The sequence below is a fragment of the Pseudomonas sp. AB6 genome (assembly GCF_034314105.1).
GTDB lineage: Bacteria > Pseudomonadota > Gammaproteobacteria > Pseudomonadales > Pseudomonadaceae > Aquipseudomonas.
Genome location: NZ_JAVIWJ010000001.1, coordinates 3,035,477 through 3,050,923, shown reverse-complemented (window position 1 = coordinate 3,050,923; position 15,447 = coordinate 3,035,477). Strand labels below are relative to the sequence as shown.

Genomic DNA, 15,447 nt, shown 5'->3' with positions numbered 1-15,447 from the left:
GGACATCCCTCTTAAAATTAAAAAATTCAATCCGCTTTCAGAACCACGACCCTTTGCCCTGCACGCAGGGCCGATCCGGGTTGCACGCGCACTTCGCTAACGGTGCCTGCCAAGGTTGCCAGGAGTGGAATTTCCATCTTCATCGATTCCAGGATTACCAATACATCGCCGACTTCGACCCGCTGGCCGACCTTGACTTGCACCTGCCAGAGATTGCCCGCGATGTGGCTATCGATGCTGTATAGGCCTGCATCGAGGGGCTCATCGTCAGTGGCCGTTGCAACGGCTTCATGGCTCTCAATATTCGCTTGGCCGCTGGCAATCCATCGTTCGCGTTCGGCGTTGAATGCGCCCTGTTGTTGCGCTCGAAATGCGGCGATGCCTTCAGCTTCACGATTGAGAAAATCTTGATAGTCCGCCAGGTTCAGGGTGCAGTGTTCGATGTCTAGCGAGTAACGGCCAAGTGGAAAGTCGCGGCGAATATGCAATAGCTCTTCAGCACTGACCGGGTAAAAGCGGATCTGATCGAAGAAGCGCAACAGCCAAGGTTTACCATTAAACGCGGCCACTTCCCGATAGCGGTTCCACATCTGCAAGGTGCGCCCCACGAATTGATATCCGCCGGGGCCTTCCATACCATAGACGCACATATACGCGCCGCCGATGCCGACAGAGTTTTCAGCGGTCCAAGTGCGAGCCGGGTTGTATTTGGTGGTAACCAAGCGATGACGCGGATCGAGTGGTGTTGCGACGGGGGCGCCGAGGTAAACGTCGCCCAAACCCATGACCAAATAGCTGGCGTCGAACACGGTGCGCTGCACTTCGTCGAGGTTGGGCAGGTCATTGATGCGGCGGATGAATTCCAGATTGCTCGGGCACCATGGCGCGTCTTTGCGCACGGTGGTCATGTATTTTTCAATGGCCAGTTGGCACGCCGGGTCATCCCAGGACAGCGGCAAATGAACGATCCGCGAGGGCACGTGCAGGTCTTTGCTGGCGCAGACGGTTTCCCATTGGTGGGCGAGGATGTTAAGCAGGTTGGCCAAAGGAAGTTGCTCGGGGTGATAGTGAACTTGCAGCGAACGAATCCCTGGGGTCAGGTCGATCACCCCTCGCAGAGCTTTGCCCTCCAGCGCTTGCATCAACGCATGGGCGCGAAACCGCAGCACCAGGTCCAGCTCGGCGGCGCCGATCTCCAGCAGCAGATGGGTGTCCCCGCAAAGGCGAGCTACCAGACGTGTGTCGTCCTGACCGATATCTAGCACAATCGGCGAAATCAACTCCGCCCCGGCCTCCTGCAGGAGCGGGCTTGTCCGCGATAGCGCCAAGTCAGACGCCGCGTCGCCTGCTTCGTCTAAAAGTGGGCCCACACAGAGATCTGTTTGGGCCAAGCTGCGGGCGGTTTGCAGGCTGATGGGATAAAACTGCACTTTATCCCCGGCCTTAAGCTGCCCCAATTGCCAAAGGTCGGCCTCGATAACGGTCACCGGGCAAACGAATCCACCCAGGCTTGGCCCGTCGGGGCCGAGGATCACGGGCATGTCGCCGGTGAAGTCCACGGCGCCAATGGCATACGGATTGTCATGAATATTCGATGGATGCAGTCCCGCCTCGCCACCGTCGGCACGGACCCATTCTGGCTTGGGCCCGATCAAGCGCACGCCGGTTCGGCTGGAGTTGAAATGCACTTCCCAATGGGTCGAAAAAAACGTCTGCATGTAGCACTCGGTGAAATACTCCGGCGCCGCATGCGGGCCATAAATGACGCGAATTTGCCGCACATCCAGCAAGTTGGCGAGCTGTTCAGGCAGCACGCTCAGCCCCACGCGGCGATCACTCAACGGTGGAATGTGCAGTACATCACCAGCGCGCAATGCTCGTCCGCCATGGCCGCCAAATTGACCGAGGGTGAAGGTGCTTTTACTCCCCAGATAATCCGGCAGCTCCAGGCCTGCGCGCACGCAGAGGTAACTGCGCGCCCCGGCACCGCCAATCGTCCCTAGCGCCAAGGTTGAACCCGACGTCACCAAAGTCGCGGTGTTCATTGCTTGCGTCTGCCCGTCGAGTGTCACCGGAATTTCCGCTCCAGTAATGGCTACCACCGCATCAGTGTTGAAACGCAGCAGCGGGCCGCTCATGGTAATTTCCAGCGCGGCGGCCCCTTCGTCGTTGCCCAACAACCGGTTGCCCAACCGTAAGGATCGACTGTCCATCGGCCCCGACGGTGGAACACCCACCGCCCAATAGCCCAGACGTCCCGGATAATCCTGGACGCTGGTCTGAGTGCCGCCGCTGAGCACTTCAAAGGTGTTGGCGCGGTATACCAACCCTTCCAGGCAGCGAGTCCATGGCTGGCCGCTGGCAAAAGGCGCGTCCACTAAAATCTGCCGCAGATAATCGCGATTGGTTTCCACCCCATATAAATGGCTGTCACGCAGCGCTTGCCCGAGTCCTGCAATGGCCTGCGCGCGAGTCGGCGCCCAACTGATCAACTTGGCAATCATCGGATCAAAGTACGGCGCAATCTCGCAACCAGCCTCAACCCAAGTATCAATGCGCAAGGCTTTACCGTCAGTTGCCGGGAAGTTCACTACCGTCAGCAAGCCAGGGCAAGGTTGGAAATCCCGGCCCGGATCTTCGGCATATAACCGCGCTTGTATTGCATGACCGCTGGCCTGCAACCCAGCCTTTAATTCAAGCAACGGCGGTAAATCACCGGCGGCCAGTTGCACCATCCAGCTGACCAGATCGACGCCCCAGACTTGCTCGGTCACGCCATGTTCAACCTGCAGCCGCGTGTTCACTTCAAGGAAGTAAAAGCGCTGATCTTCGCTGTCGAAAATAAATTCAACCGTCCCTGCGCTGCGGTAGTTGACCGCTTTCGCTAGCTTGATCGCTGCCGCACACAGTTCGTCGGCCATGCCCTCTGGCAGGTTCGGTGCGGGAGTTTCTTCAAGAACTTTTTGATTGCGGCGTTGCACTGAGCAATCGCGCACGCCCAGAGCGATGACGTCCCCATTGCCGTCCCCAAATACCTGCACTTCCAAATGTCGGGCGCGCTGGATGTACTTCTCGATGAATACGCCAGCGTCGCTGAAATTGTTCTGTCCCAAGCGCTTCACAGCTTCGAACGATTCAGTCAGTTCGTCGGCGCTGCGGCACACACGCATGCCGATTCCGCCGCCGCCCGCCGTGCTTTTCAGCATCACGGGATAGCCGATGGGTTCGACGGCGCTTAAGGCGTTTTCAAGGCTGTCGAGCAGCTCAGTGCCTTCGAGCATCGGTACGCCGTGTTGCTTGGCCAGCGCGCGGGCAGTGTGCTTGAGGCCGAACACGCGCAGCTGCTCTGGAGTCGGCCCGACGAAGGCAATGCCGTGGTCTTCGCAAGCTTGCGCGAAGGCGGCGTTTTCAGACAAAAAACCGTAACCGGGATGGATTGCCTTGGCACCGCTGGCTGTGGCGATGGCGAGGATTTTATCCACCGCCAGGTAGGTGTTGGCCGCGCCGCCGTCGCCGAGGCTATGGGCTTGGTCGGCTTGAAGAGTATGCAGGCTGGCGGCGTCGACTTCGGCATAGATCGCCACGCCGTTGACCTTAAGCTCGCGCAGAGTGCGCAGGATGCGACAGGCAATCGCGCCACGGTTGGCAATCAGCAGTGTGTCGAACATGGCATAACCCTGGAAACCGAGGGCAGCTCGGTTTCTTAATGGGAAGCGGGCCGTCCCGCTATTGAACGGTGTGCCTCGGAGTCGTCCCCGATGGCTAAACCTGGTACTTGACGCTGACGGTATCTACAGAGGCTGTTTCGATTTCAAGCATTGCCCCGAACGGCTTTGGCACAAGCTGAACAACCAGCGGCGTAGCGAAGAAAAGGTCAGTTCCATATCAGCACCTGCGCCGGCGTTGGGTTGTAGGCGTTGCACGGGTTGTTCAGTTGCGGGCAATTAGAAATCAGCACGATGACATCCATTTCCGCGCGCAGTTCGACATATTTTCCAGGTGCAGAAATGCCGTCTTCAAAGGTCAACCCGCCGTCAGCGGTCACCGGCACGTTCATGAAGAAGTTGATGTTTGGCCCGATGTCGCTTTTGCTCAGGCGGCCGTCATGGGCACACGCGCGCAGGTAGTTGTCGCGGCAGCTGTGCATGTGACGCTTTTCCATGGCGTAACGCACGGTGTTGCTCTCTTGGGCGCAGGCTCCGCCGAGGGTGTCGTGACGACCGCATGTGTCTTGGACGATGGTCAACATTGGCCTGCCGAGGTTGGAATACAGCACGCTGCCGACGCTCAGGTACACGTTGTTTTGACGGCGCAAAGTACGCTGCACGTCGTAACGTTCACGGGGATTGGCCAGGCTGTAAAACAAGGTGTCCACAGCCTGATTACCTTCCAGGTCGAGGATGCGCACAGTTTGCCCAGCGTTGACTTCGGTCAGCCACGGCTCGCCTGCGGGAACGGTCGCGCTGTAGATCGCGGTTTCAGGCTGTTTAGAGTAGGTCATGGTGGCGATCCTCAGGCGAACAGGCGATCAGTGTTGATAAAACCGCGCTCGTTTTCCGGGCGCGAGAAGCGGCAGTGCTCAGCAACGCGGGCGTCAGCTTTCATCCAGCTGAGTTTTATCGGCTTGGGGGCGTACTGCGGATTTGGGTCCATGGGATGTTGCAGCGCGGTCATTACCACCAAGGTGTCCATTGGCGCGTACAGCTCGATGGTGTCACCAGCTTTGGAATGGGCGGTGACGTAGTGCAACGCACCGCTGTCATCGACGTTCACCCGGCTGAACAGATTCAGGGTCATCAGCAAGTCAGACAACCCCAACCCCCATTTGCCCAGTTCGACCAATAAGTTGTCGGTGCCGTTACGGAAAAAGCCATTGCGCAATTCTTGATAGCGGCCTTGGCCGTATTTTTCTGCAACTTCTTCGGCGCATAAAATCCCGCCGATGCTGTCGCTCCCACCGCAGGTGTCGGCCACGATGGCCGCCAGCACTCGGCCCATGTCCGAGTACAGACAATGGCCGCTGGTAAGCTTGGCCGTGTGTTGGCATTTCAGGCTGTCCGGCAAATTCAGACGCTCGGTTTTTTCGTTGGCGTTGAGCAGCGTCAGGCTGACGTTGGCGCCACCCTGAATGTCGGTGAAACGCAGCAATTGGCCGCGCTTGAGGACGAACGAACGGTGGCCGCCTCCTGGGATCAGCTCTTCAGAGAACACCGGAAACAGCGTGGTGGAGTCAGTCATAGGGAAAAGTCCTCTAAACCGTTTGCAGCGATTCAATCGCAGCGCGTGCAACGCGGCGGTCGCTGTTCAAGGGAATGTCATAGGTGATTCTGGCGCCATAAGCACCGGGCGCTTGAGGGTCGTGGCGAACCTTGTCAAACACCAGCAAGCGCGTGCCGAGGCTGAAGCCTTCGGATAAATCGTGGGTGACCATGAACACGGTCAATTGAGTTTCCCGCCACAACTCCAGCAACAAACCGTGCATGTCTTTGCGAATGCCCGGATCAAGAGCGCCGAATGGCTCGTCCAGCAGTAAAACCCGAGGTTGCATGATGAGCGCTTGCGCAATGGCCAGTCGTTGTTGCATACCGCCCGAAAGCTGTGTCGGGTATTTGTCCAATGAATGCCCAAGACCTACCTTGTTCAGCAATTGGGCCGCCTGATCTCTGGCTTGGCGTTTGGCCTTGCCGAAAAGCCGACCCAGCAACGCCGAGCGCGGCAGTTCAAGGCCCAGCGCGACATTGTTGAGCACCGACAGGTGAGGGAAGACTGAATAGCGTTGGAACACCACGCCCCGGCTAGCATTTGGCTCGCCGACCAAGGGTTTACCGTCTAAAAGGATGTGCCCGCGACTTGGCACTTCCTGGCCCAACAACAGGCGCAGAAAGGTCGATTTGCCGCAGCCTGACGCGCCGACCAAGGTGCAGAACTCACCTTCATCAACGCTTAGGTTCAGGCGCTCCAGTACGGGTTGCTTGTCGTATTCCTGCCAAACGTTTTTCACCGAAATGAAGCTCATACGCGGGCTCCCTCGTACCAAGGAAAAGCCCGTCGGGTCAGGGCCTTGAGGGCCCAATCCATGAGCCATGCCAGCAATGTGATCCAGACCACATAAGGCAGAATCACATCCATGGCCAAATAACGCCGCACCAGAAAAATCCGGTAACCAAGGCCGTCAATCGACGCAATGGCTTCGGCTGCGATCAGGAACAACCACGCTGAGCCTAATACCAACCGCAGTGAGATCAACAAACGCGGGAGCAGTTGCGGCAGGATCACCCGCAGGATCAAGGTCCAGGTAGAGGCGCCGAGGGTCTGTGCCTTGATCAGCAATTCCACCGGAATCTCCTGCGCGCGCTGCTCCAGATCGCGAGCCAGAATCGGCGTGATACCGATCACGATCAGCATGACTTTCGATAGCTCTCCTAGGCCGAACACGATGAACAGGATCGGTAAAATCGCCAGCGGCGGCACCATGGACAACACGGTTAGCACTGGTGATAAAGACGCGCCGAACAGCGGCACGATGCCCGACGCGATCCCCAGGCATAGACCGAGCAACGCACTGATGCCCAAGCCGATGGCCAACCGTTGCAAGCTGGAACCCGTGTCTTGCCATAGCAAATAACCTCCGGTGCGCGGGTCTTCAATGAAGGCCATGCGCTTGACCGATTCGGTCATTTGCACCGCGCTGGGCAGCAATTTGTCGTTGGGGTTTTCCGCCAACCGAGTCGCCGAACCCATGAAATAGGCAATCAGCACCAAAGCAAACGGCAGGATTACCAAAATCAGGCGACTGGCACGATCTGGGCGCAGGTTTATCAAGCGCATGGGCAATACCCTTTAGGCGGGATGCGTTAAAGCTTGCCGTCGGCAGCCATCTGCACGTAGCTGGGGTCAAAATGCAGCTTGAGGTTGGTTTTGTCGCCGAGAGTGACATTGTTGGCAAACGACATGCCTACTGCGCCAGTATCTTTGGCGCCTTGGCCGAGCAGCCCGTGTTGGAAAGAGAACTCCGCCACTTTGCGCATGGTCATCGGCAACTGAGTGCTGTTGGCGAACGCGAGGGCTTCCTTGGGCGTTGCGAACAATTTGGTGGTGTCCAGTTGCGACTGGAAACCGGCCAAATCAGTACCCGATGCTTTGGCCATGTGTTCCAACGCAGCGGTGCTGGCGGCAGATTTTGCGTTCATCAACGCCACCACTTCAAACCAGGCGCCGGTCAGTGCTCTGCCCAGTGCAGGGTTGTCTTTGAGGGTTTGGGAGTTGACCACCATCATGTCCATGATCTCGCCCGGAATCTTGCTGGAGTCGAACACTTCGGTTACACCGGGCTTGGCCTTTATGTCCGCTAACATGGGGTTCCAGGTGGTCACGGCCTTGACGTCGTCGGTGTTGAACGCGGCAGAAATGTCCGCGTCAGAGGTGTTGACCACAGTCAGGTCTTTTTCCGAGAGATCAACCGTGTCCAGCGCCCGGGCCAGCAGGTAGTGGGAAACCGACAACTCCACCAGGTTTACCCTCATGCCCTTGAGGTCGGTGACTTTCTTGCCGGTGCCCTTGATCACAATGCCGTCGTTGCCGTTGGAGAAGTCGCTGACGATCAGCGCCGTACTGGCGACACCGCCTGCGGCGGGAATCGTCAGGGCGTCCATGTTGGTCATGGTGCAGCCATCGAACTGGCCAGCAGTGTATTGATTAATGGATTCGACGTAATCGTTGATCTGAGTGACATCGATTTTGATGCCGTACTTTTTCGCCCACTTGTCGACGATGCCCTGAGCGCCAGCATATTCCCATGGCATCCAGCCGGCATAAATTGTCCAGCAGACGTTGAAGTGCTGTTTCGGGACGGCCTGAGCCGAGAAACTCAATACCGCGATCAGGCTGGCGGCAAGCAAGGAAAACAGACGGGGCTTTCGGATGGTGAGCTGCATAGTAGAGATCTCCAGTAGGAAAAAAGGCGAGCAAGAGTCACGTGACACCACTGGTGTCCCTGTCTCCCGGGCTTTTATCCCGCCGTGTAACCTCTACTGGAGGTCGCCAACTCTCGGACCAGCCACTCGCCAGAAGCGAGCCGGAACCCTAGTGGGCTATTGCAAATTGTGGTGCCGCGAACCTGTTTTGACTCCTGCACACAATTTGTTAAGCGAGAGCCGTGCCAAGTTGCGCCGAGCCTTCTGGCTCGACGCTTGGCGCATGGGTCGACGGCGAAGCACTGCCGGGTTTGCCTTAGAATGGTGCGGGGTTGCACCGAGCGGGGGCGCATCTTGTTACATATATAATTGCCGCGAGGACGCACTGAAATGTCTTTTTACAGTCTGATTTTATGTCCGTCAGAGGTTGACTGATGCCGACCAGCGTCGCTGTTTGGCTTATAGCGGTCCAGGAGGCCGCCATGTATCGACAAACTTTGCTTATTGCTTTGCTGGGTTTGACGCTGGCAGGTTGTTACGCGGGACCGGGTTATTACGAATCAGATGTGTACACCGCGCCCGTGCCGGTTTACGGAGGCTATTACTACGGTGCCGGGGGTTACGATCGTTACTATGGCTCGGGCTATGTTATCGGCCAACCTCGTTATTACGGTCCTCGTTCCGGTGTTTATTATCAAGGAGGCCATGGTTATGGCCGTCCAGGCTACGGGAATGGTCCTTGGCCCGGACGTGGTTACGCACCGGGTGCACCGGATTATCACGGTGGCTTTGGTTATCGCCAACACCCGGGTTGGGGCGGTCGTCGGCCAGATTCGGGAGACTTCCATGGCGGTTGGCATGGCGGACACGATGGTCATGGCCAGGGGGGCCGTCGATAGGTGATATCACCATGTACCGACTCGTATTACTGATTGTTTATATAAGTGTGGCGCTTGCCAGTGGTGAAGTCGACGCGGAAGGCTATGGCGCCGAGCACAATTACGGTCAGCCGGGCTCTGTGACGAAGCCCATTTACGCCGCCCCACGGCCCAGTTACGAAACCGCCCCTCCACGTATGGAATCGTCCCCGCCAACTGTTGATCCGCACCCTGCCGGCCAGGCTTGGGATCCTCGCTACCATGGTAACCCCGGCTATAAGCCCGGCCCGCCACAGCATTACGACCGACAGTAAGACTGTCGTAACGGTGCGGGCGGTGGGCGGGCCCTTGGGATAGACCGTAGGCATGGGGCGGACACAATCTCTATTAAGGCTGTCGGCGGTGCGATTTTTCTCACGCTATCGCAGCCCGCGTTGTCTGTGAGCCTAGTATTGCGAAAGATCCGCTAACGGGTGCCGGCCCTCCCATGCCTTGGCGAAGTGCGCATCAATCACTGTCACTGGAATCGTTGCCACGTCCTGCCAATGCCAATGGGGTTTTTGGTCCTTGTCGATCAAGCGCGCTCGGACGCCTTCGCTGAATTCAGGATGACGACAGCAGTTGAGGCTTAGGCTGTATTCCATCTGAAAGACTTCAGCCAACGACATATTCCGTGCGCGTTTGATCTGCTCCCATACCAGATGTGCAGTCAAGGGACAGCCTTCACTCAAATTTTTCGCTGCGCGATTGAGCAGTGCGTCATCATGAGGTTGCAACTGAGTTAAAGCGCGCCAAGCAGAAGGCAAGTCGCCGACATCCAGCAGTTCGTCTATCTGCTGACGACGCGGTAACCATTGCGCCTCAGGCATCTCTCGCACAGCTTCCTGTTGCAGGGCTTTAAGTAAGCTATTGAGTTGCACCGATGTTTGTTCCTGCCAGTTCAGTTGCAACAAACCTTCAACTAACTCCTCTTGCTGCTCATCCAACAAAAACCGGTCAGCTAAATCCAGGTCCAGCGCATCACGCGCGTTGATGTGCGAGCCCGTCAGCCCGAGGAATAGGCCTAATTTGCCGGGTAATCGGGACAAAAACCAACTTGCGCCGACGTCAGGAAATAGGCCGATGCTGATTTCCGGCATGGCCAAACGGCTGCTAGAGGTCACGACGCGGATATTTGCGCCCTGCAACAGGCCCATGCCGCCGCCCAGCACATAGCCGTGGCCCCAGCAGATCAGCGGTTTGGGGTACGTATGTAACTGATAGTCGAGACGGTATTCTGCCGCGAAAAACTGCGCGGCCAAAGGAGGCACTCCACCTGGATCGGCTAAACACGCCTCTACCAGACTGCGCACATCTCCTCCGGCACAAAAGGCTTTGCCGCCGTTACCGCGAAGCATCACGCAGACGATTTGCGGGTCATCGGCCCACGCTTCCAAACGCTCAGCCAGCGCCTTTATCATTGGCAAGGACAAGGCATTTAGAGATTTTTCCGCGTCCAGGCTGGCAATACCAATGCGCGCGCCGTCTTGGGCAGGAAGTTCTTCAAATTGCAGATTCATCGTGACCTCTCGGGGGACGGGGCAACTTTGCGTTAAGTCTGTGATACCCCGGCGCGCCTCTAGTTGCAAACGGCGATTTGAAAAGAAGTGGAGGAAGTGAGGCTTTATGCTTAGCGCATTGACATAAAGGGCCAGCTTTCCTAGTGTCCGCACATTGTCTTCTGCAGGTGTGACATGACAAACGACGATCGGATCAAACTTGAGCCTAGCTGGAAGCACGCATTGCGTGATGAATTCGAGCAGCCGTACATGAATGAACTGCGCGAATTTTTGCGCCATGAGCATGCGTCAGGCAAGGAAATCTATCCGCCAGGGCCGATGATTTTCAATGCGCTGAATTCCACGCCCCTGGATAAGGTCAAGGTGGTGATCCTTGGCCAAGACCCGTATCACGGCCCCGGTCAGGCCCACGGTTTGTGCTTTTCAGTGCAGCCCGGCGTTCCGACCCCGCCGTCGCTGGTCAATATCTATAAAGAGCTCAAACGTGATCTGAACATTGACATCGCTAACCATGGCTACCTGCAATCGTGGGCCGACCAAGGCGTATTGTTGCTCAACACCACGCTGACGGTCGAACGCGCCAACGCCGCTTCACACGCAAAAAAGGGTTGGCAGCACTTTACCGACAAGGTCATCGAGACGGCCAGTGCGCATCAGCCCCATCTGGTGTTCCTGCTGTGGGGCGCCCATGCGCAAAGCAAGCAGAAGCTGATCGACGCGAGCAAACACTTGGTATTGATCTCGGTACACCCGTCGCCGCTGTCGGCTTATAAAGGCTTTTTGGGGAATGGGCACTTTGGCCGGACCAATAAGTATCTGCAGCAAAATGGCTTGACCCCGATTGACTGGAAGTTGCCGGTCTAGAAGGCGCAGGCTTTACGATAATCGCTCAATTAGCCCGGAACCTGTTTAGAAATCGGTTGTTCAACTCCGTTACTTTCCGGGATCACTGATCAAACCAAACTCCTTGGCCAGGACTTTGTAGTCTGCCACTTGCTTCTTCACATAGACGTCCAATGCTTCACCGGTCATGGCAAAGGGAAACAGTTCGCGTTGATCACGCAATGTGGCGAAGTCATCTGAAGCCAGCAGTGTGTCGAAGGCGGCTTTCCACCATGCGTAGTCCTCTTCGCTGACTTTTGGCCCTAGGTAAAAACCGCGAACTACTGGCCAAACGATGTCGTAGCCCTGTTCCTTGGCAGTGGGAATGTCTTTCATTTCTGGCTCGTCAAGGCGCGCTTCGGAAAATACCGCGAGCAGTCGCATTTCGCCGCTAAGGACGTGCGGCATTGAGTCTGAAATGTCGGTACTGCCTACCTGAATATTGCCGGCGAGCAATGCAGTGGAAATTTCACCCCCGCCCTCGAGCGCGACATAACGCAGGTCACGCGGGTTGATACCGGCAGCTTTAGCGATCAACGCAGTCTGCATCCAGTCTTGGTCGCCGATGGTTCCGCTAGAACCGATAGCCACTTTGCTCGGGTCTTTTTTTAGCGCTTTAACCAGATCGTCAAGGTTCCGGTAAGGCGAATCGCTTTTCACCGCAATAGCGCCATAGGTGATACCGATCGCAGCCAGCCAACGCACTGCGTTCTCGTCGAAGCGGCCGAATTTACCTTGCGCCAGGTTCAACAGCGAGCCGCTGGACCAGGTAACCAAGGTGCCTCCATCGGCCGGGTGCTGAGCAACGACTGCGTTATAGGCCACCGCGCCAACGCCCCCCGGCATGTAGGTGATGCGCATGGGTGTGCTCAGAAATTTCTCACCCATCAGCGCGCTTTGCGCCAGTTTGCAGGTGAGGTCGAAAGCGCCTCCAGGCGAGGCTGGAGCTATGCATTCCGGGCGTTTGGGTTCAGCGGCGAATAACTGGCTGGCAACTAGTATGCAGCCGACAATAAAGGTGAAACGTCGCAAAAATAATGCCACGAAGTACTCCATTTTCTTGTTCTTATTAGAAAACGCGTCGAGGCGTTTTTCAGTTTTACCGCAGCGGTGGGCCAGTGTAACGGGAGGCTAAAAGGTGAAGCTTTCACCAACCTTTCATAGGGCTCAGAGTTGCGCTTGATTTGCTTTTGGTGCTTCACAGCAGACGACACGGCTGTAAACTTCGCGGCTTATAAGCCTAAGAAATGAGTGAAGTCGATGCGTGTACTTCTCGTCGAAGACCATCTGCAATTGGCCGAAAGTGTCACGTTGGCCCTAAAAAGCCAAGGCTTGACGGTCGATGTTCTGCACGACGGCGTGGCTGCTGATCTGGCATTGAGCAGCGAGCACTACGCTGTTGTGATTTTAGATGTGGGGTTGCCGCGAATGGACGGCTTTGAAGTGCTGGCTCGTTTGCGAGCAAGGGGCAAGAACCTTCCGGTGCTGATGTTGACCGCCCGTAGCGATGTCAAAGATCGGGTTCATGGCCTCAATCTCGGCGCCGACGATTACCTGGCTAAACCTTTCGAACTCTCCGAGCTGGAGGCGCGGGTCAAGGCGTTGCTGCGTCGTAGCGTGTTAGGCGGTGAGCGTCAGCAGCGTTGCGGTGCGTTGGTTTACGACCTCGATACGCGACGCTTCGCGTTGGGAGAAGCGTTACTAATCTTGACCTCCCGTGAGCAAGCGGTGCTTGAGGCACTGATTGCGCGGCCCGGACGCGTGATGAGCAAGGAGCAATTGGCGGCGCAAGTATTTGGCTTGGATGAAGAGGCCAGCCCCGACGCCATCGAAATCTATGTCCACCGCCTGCGCAAAAAAATCGGCGGGCATCCGATTGCTATCGTGACCTTTCGTGGACTCGGTTATTTATTGGAAAGCCGCGATGCATGATGCGTCAGGCAGCTTGCGCGGGCGGTTGCTGTGGAACCTTGGCCTGTTGCTCACAGCATTAATGCTGGCCAGTGGCTTAAGCGCTTATTGGAATGGTCGTGAAGCTGCCGATACGGCTTATGACCGCACGTTACTTGCCTCTGCTCGCACCATTGCCGCTGGAGTTTCTCAGCGCGATGGCAGCCTTAGCGCTGACGTGCCTTACGTGGCCCTGGACACCTTCGCCTACGACAGCGCCGGGCGGATTTATTACCAGGTCAACGACATTAATAAGCAGCTTATTTCGGGCTACGAAAACTTGCCTGCACCACCGCCGGGAACGTTGCGTACTGATGACTATCCTGCGTTGGCGAGCTTTTATAATGGCCGTTATAAGGGACAAAGCGTGCGTGTCGTTAGCTTGCTTAAGCCCGTCAGTGATCCAAACATGAATGGCATGGCGGAAATTCGGGTAGCCGAAACCGAAGAAGCTCGCGAGCGCATGGCGCGCAGTCTGATGGCCGACACATTGGTGCGTTTGGGCCTGTTGGGTGCGGGCGCGCTGGTGTTGGTATGGATCACCGTCAGCGCGGCACTCCGTCCGCTGGAGCGTCTGCGCAAGGCGGTCGAGGCGCGTCAGCCGGATGATTTACGGGCGCTGCCGCCGGTGGACGTTCAGCGCGAACTTCAGCCGTTGGTAGGCGCTTTCAACCATTTCACTGAGCGCCTGCGTATGCAATTCGAACGTCAGGCGCAGTTCATTGCCGACGCTGCGCATGAGTTGCGCACGCCACTGGCGGCGCTCAAAGCCCGGGTTGAACTTGGGTTGCGTGACACTAATCCGGCGAACTGGCGAATTACCCTGGAAGCTGCCGCACAGGGTACTGACAGGTTGACTCATCTGGCCAATCAGTTGCTGTCGCTGGCGCGCATCGAAAACGGTGCAAGATCCATTTCCGAAGGGCGGGCTCAGAGACTTGATCTGAGCCAACTGGCGCGTGAGTTGGGTATGGCGATGGCGCCGTTGGCCCATGCGCAGGGTGTTGCCTTGGCGCTGGAAGCTGATGAGGCAGTGTGGTTGCGAGGCGATCCTGTGTTGCTTAATGAGCTGTTGAGTAATTTGGTGGACAACGCGTTGGCGCACACTCCCTCGGGCGGCAATGTGATTTTGCGAGTCATCGCGCCGGGAGTGCTTGAGGTCGAAGACGACGGCCTTGGCATCCCAGAAGCGGAGCGCGGGCGGGTGTTCGAACGCTTTTATCGGCGTGATCAGCTTGGATCAGGATTGGGCTTGGCGATTGTTGGCGAAATCTGCCATGCACACCTTGCCAAAATCAGCCTCCATGATGGGGCTGAGCGGGGCTTGAAGGTAAGGGTGAGATTTGCGCTCGGCATAGAATCCGAAAATCAGACACGCTAAACAAGCATGTTCATTGATTCATTCATTTCGGCGACGAGAGCGCCATCTTTAAGGTCTAGACCGAGGCGGATGAAGGCAGGCAGATTGCCCAGTTCCAACGTAGCGAAGGGATGGTGGGTACCGTGATAACTGTGCACCGTCGCAACTTGCACCAGATCGACATAATCGGCCTGATCCACTTGGCGTTCAAAGTTCTGGAACTCACCCGGCACTTTGGCCAGCATTTCTGGAAACTCCCATGCGGTGAGCAATTTTTGACCGATGATTGGGTGAATGCGGTCAATCACATGGTTGAGGCTGACTGCATCCGAAAGCAGCTCGAAATGGTCTTCGGCGTACGTCAGGATTGGCAATACGCCAATCAGGTGCATCATCCCAGCCAGCGTGGCTTTGTCCGGCTTGAGCTTGGAATGATTGCGGCACAACGTGTAGCTGATACCGGCTACCTGAAGACTTTTTACCCATATGTCGTGCATTTTTCGCGCTACAACATCCGATTTTGCCTGGAACATCTGCTCCACGACTAGACCGATTGCAAGGTTGCAGCTGTAATTGATGCCCAGCCGGGTAATGGCGGTGTGCAGGTCACTCACTTCGATACTGCCGCGCATCAACGGACTATTGACCACTTTTATCAATCGCGCGGAAAGTGCCGTATCTCCGGCGATTACTTTACTCAATTGACTGACGCTGATGTCTTGATTTTCGGCGGCCGTACGAATTTTAAGCGCTACTTTCGGCAGAGTAGGTAGAAATAGCTCGTCGCTGTTTATCGCCCGAATCAGGTCCCTTTGCACTGTGTCCGACATCGTGTTCATGTCACATCTCTTAGGCGTAGCGTGGTTCCTGCTACCGAGCACTCGACGAGCGGCTCGGGGTTGACG

The 15,447-nt window shown here is 56.7% G+C and carries 14 protein-coding genes and 1 riboswitch; of the genes, 5 read left to right on the top strand and 9 right to left on the bottom strand.

Annotated elements, in window-relative coordinates; genetic code table 11:
* Positions 1–26 precede the first annotated feature (26 nt).
* From uca to RGW60_RS14365, 6 genes are all read right to left on the bottom strand, one after another.
* Positions 27–3,668: an urea carboxylase gene (uca, locus tag RGW60_RS14390; protein ID WP_322205228.1), complete on the bottom strand. Its 3,642-nt coding sequence runs from the start codon at positions 3,666–3,668 to the stop codon at positions 27–29.
* Positions 3,669–3,874: 206 nt separating this feature from the next.
* Positions 3,875–4,501 (bottom strand): urea amidolyase associated protein UAAP2, encoded by a 627-nt coding sequence (locus tag RGW60_RS14385; RefSeq protein WP_322205227.1) that lies wholly within the window; start codon positions 4,499–4,501, stop codon positions 3,875–3,877.
* Between the two features lie 11 nt (positions 4,502–4,512).
* On the bottom strand, positions 4,513–5,238 hold the full coding sequence (locus RGW60_RS14380; RefSeq protein ID WP_322205226.1) for an urea amidolyase associated protein UAAP1: 726 nt from the start codon (positions 5,236–5,238) through the stop codon (positions 4,513–4,515).
* Between the two features lie 13 nt (positions 5,239–5,251).
* Positions 5,252–6,016 (bottom strand): ABC transporter ATP-binding protein, encoded by a 765-nt coding sequence (locus RGW60_RS14375; protein ID WP_322205225.1) that lies wholly within the window; start codon positions 6,014–6,016, stop codon positions 5,252–5,254.
* Positions 6,013–6,828, bottom strand: a complete 816-nt coding sequence (locus RGW60_RS14370) for an ABC transporter permease (protein WP_322205224.1) — start codon at positions 6,826–6,828, stop codon at positions 6,013–6,015. Before RGW60_RS14370 ends, RGW60_RS14375 begins: the two co-directional genes overlap by 4 nt.
* 26 nt (positions 6,829–6,854) lie before the next feature.
* Entirely contained in the window at positions 6,855–7,934 is a 1,080-nt protein-coding gene (locus RGW60_RS14365; RefSeq protein WP_407074061.1) for a putative urea ABC transporter substrate-binding protein, read from the bottom strand.
* A gap of 61 nt (positions 7,935–7,995) precedes the next feature.
* Positions 7,996–8,097: riboswitch (guanidine-I (ykkC/yxkD leader) on the bottom strand.
* Between the two features lie 298 nt (positions 8,098–8,395).
* Here RGW60_RS14365 and RGW60_RS14360 point away from each other — a divergent pair.
* Both RGW60_RS14360 and RGW60_RS14355 read left to right on the top strand, forming a co-directional pair.
* Positions 8,396–8,812: a hypothetical protein gene (locus RGW60_RS14360; protein WP_322205223.1), complete on the top strand. Its 417-nt coding sequence runs from the start codon at positions 8,396–8,398 to the stop codon at positions 8,810–8,812.
* An 11-nt stretch (positions 8,813–8,823) separates the two neighbouring features.
* Positions 8,824–9,105, top strand: a complete 282-nt coding sequence (locus tag RGW60_RS14355) for a hypothetical protein (protein WP_322205222.1) — start codon at positions 8,824–8,826, stop codon at positions 9,103–9,105.
* Between the two features lie 132 nt (positions 9,106–9,237).
* On the opposite strand, the gene RGW60_RS14350 is transcribed toward RGW60_RS14355, so the two are convergent.
* Complete coding sequence (locus RGW60_RS14350) at positions 9,238–10,350, bottom strand: enoyl-CoA hydratase/isomerase family protein (RefSeq protein ID WP_322205221.1); 1,113 nt, start codon at positions 10,348–10,350, stop codon at positions 9,238–9,240.
* Between the two features lie 174 nt (positions 10,351–10,524).
* On the opposite strand from RGW60_RS14350, the gene ung reads away from it, so the two are divergent.
* Positions 10,525–11,214: a uracil-DNA glycosylase gene (gene ung / locus RGW60_RS14345; RefSeq protein WP_322205220.1), complete on the top strand. Its 690-nt coding sequence runs from the start codon at positions 10,525–10,527 to the stop codon at positions 11,212–11,214.
* Between the two features lie 69 nt (positions 11,215–11,283).
* On the opposite strand, the gene RGW60_RS14340 is transcribed toward ung, so the two are convergent.
* Complete coding sequence (locus tag RGW60_RS14340; RefSeq protein WP_322206921.1) at positions 11,284–12,264, bottom strand: tripartite tricarboxylate transporter substrate binding protein; 981 nt, start codon at positions 12,262–12,264, stop codon at positions 11,284–11,286.
* Positions 12,265–12,492: 228 nt separating this feature from the next.
* Between RGW60_RS14340 and RGW60_RS14335 the strand changes: the two genes are divergently transcribed.
* The gene (locus RGW60_RS14335) at positions 12,493–13,164 is read left to right on the top strand and encodes a response regulator (RefSeq protein WP_322205219.1); all 672 of its coding nucleotides are present in this window, start codon (positions 12,493–12,495) and stop codon (positions 13,162–13,164) included.
* Positions 13,157–14,563, top strand: coding sequence for a sensor histidine kinase (locus tag RGW60_RS14330; RefSeq protein ID WP_322205218.1), 1,407 nt, complete (start codon positions 13,157–13,159; stop codon positions 14,561–14,563). The genes RGW60_RS14335 and RGW60_RS14330 overlap by 8 nt, the downstream gene beginning before the upstream one ends.
* Here the strand turns inward: RGW60_RS14330 and RGW60_RS14325 are convergent.
* A complete protein-coding gene (locus RGW60_RS14325; protein WP_322205217.1) occupies positions 14,560–15,381 on the bottom strand; it encodes an HDOD domain-containing protein in 822 nt (273 codons plus the stop codon). The two genes, RGW60_RS14330 and RGW60_RS14325, sit on opposite strands and share 4 nt — an antisense overlap.
* Between the last annotated feature and the right edge of the window lie 66 nt (positions 15,382–15,447).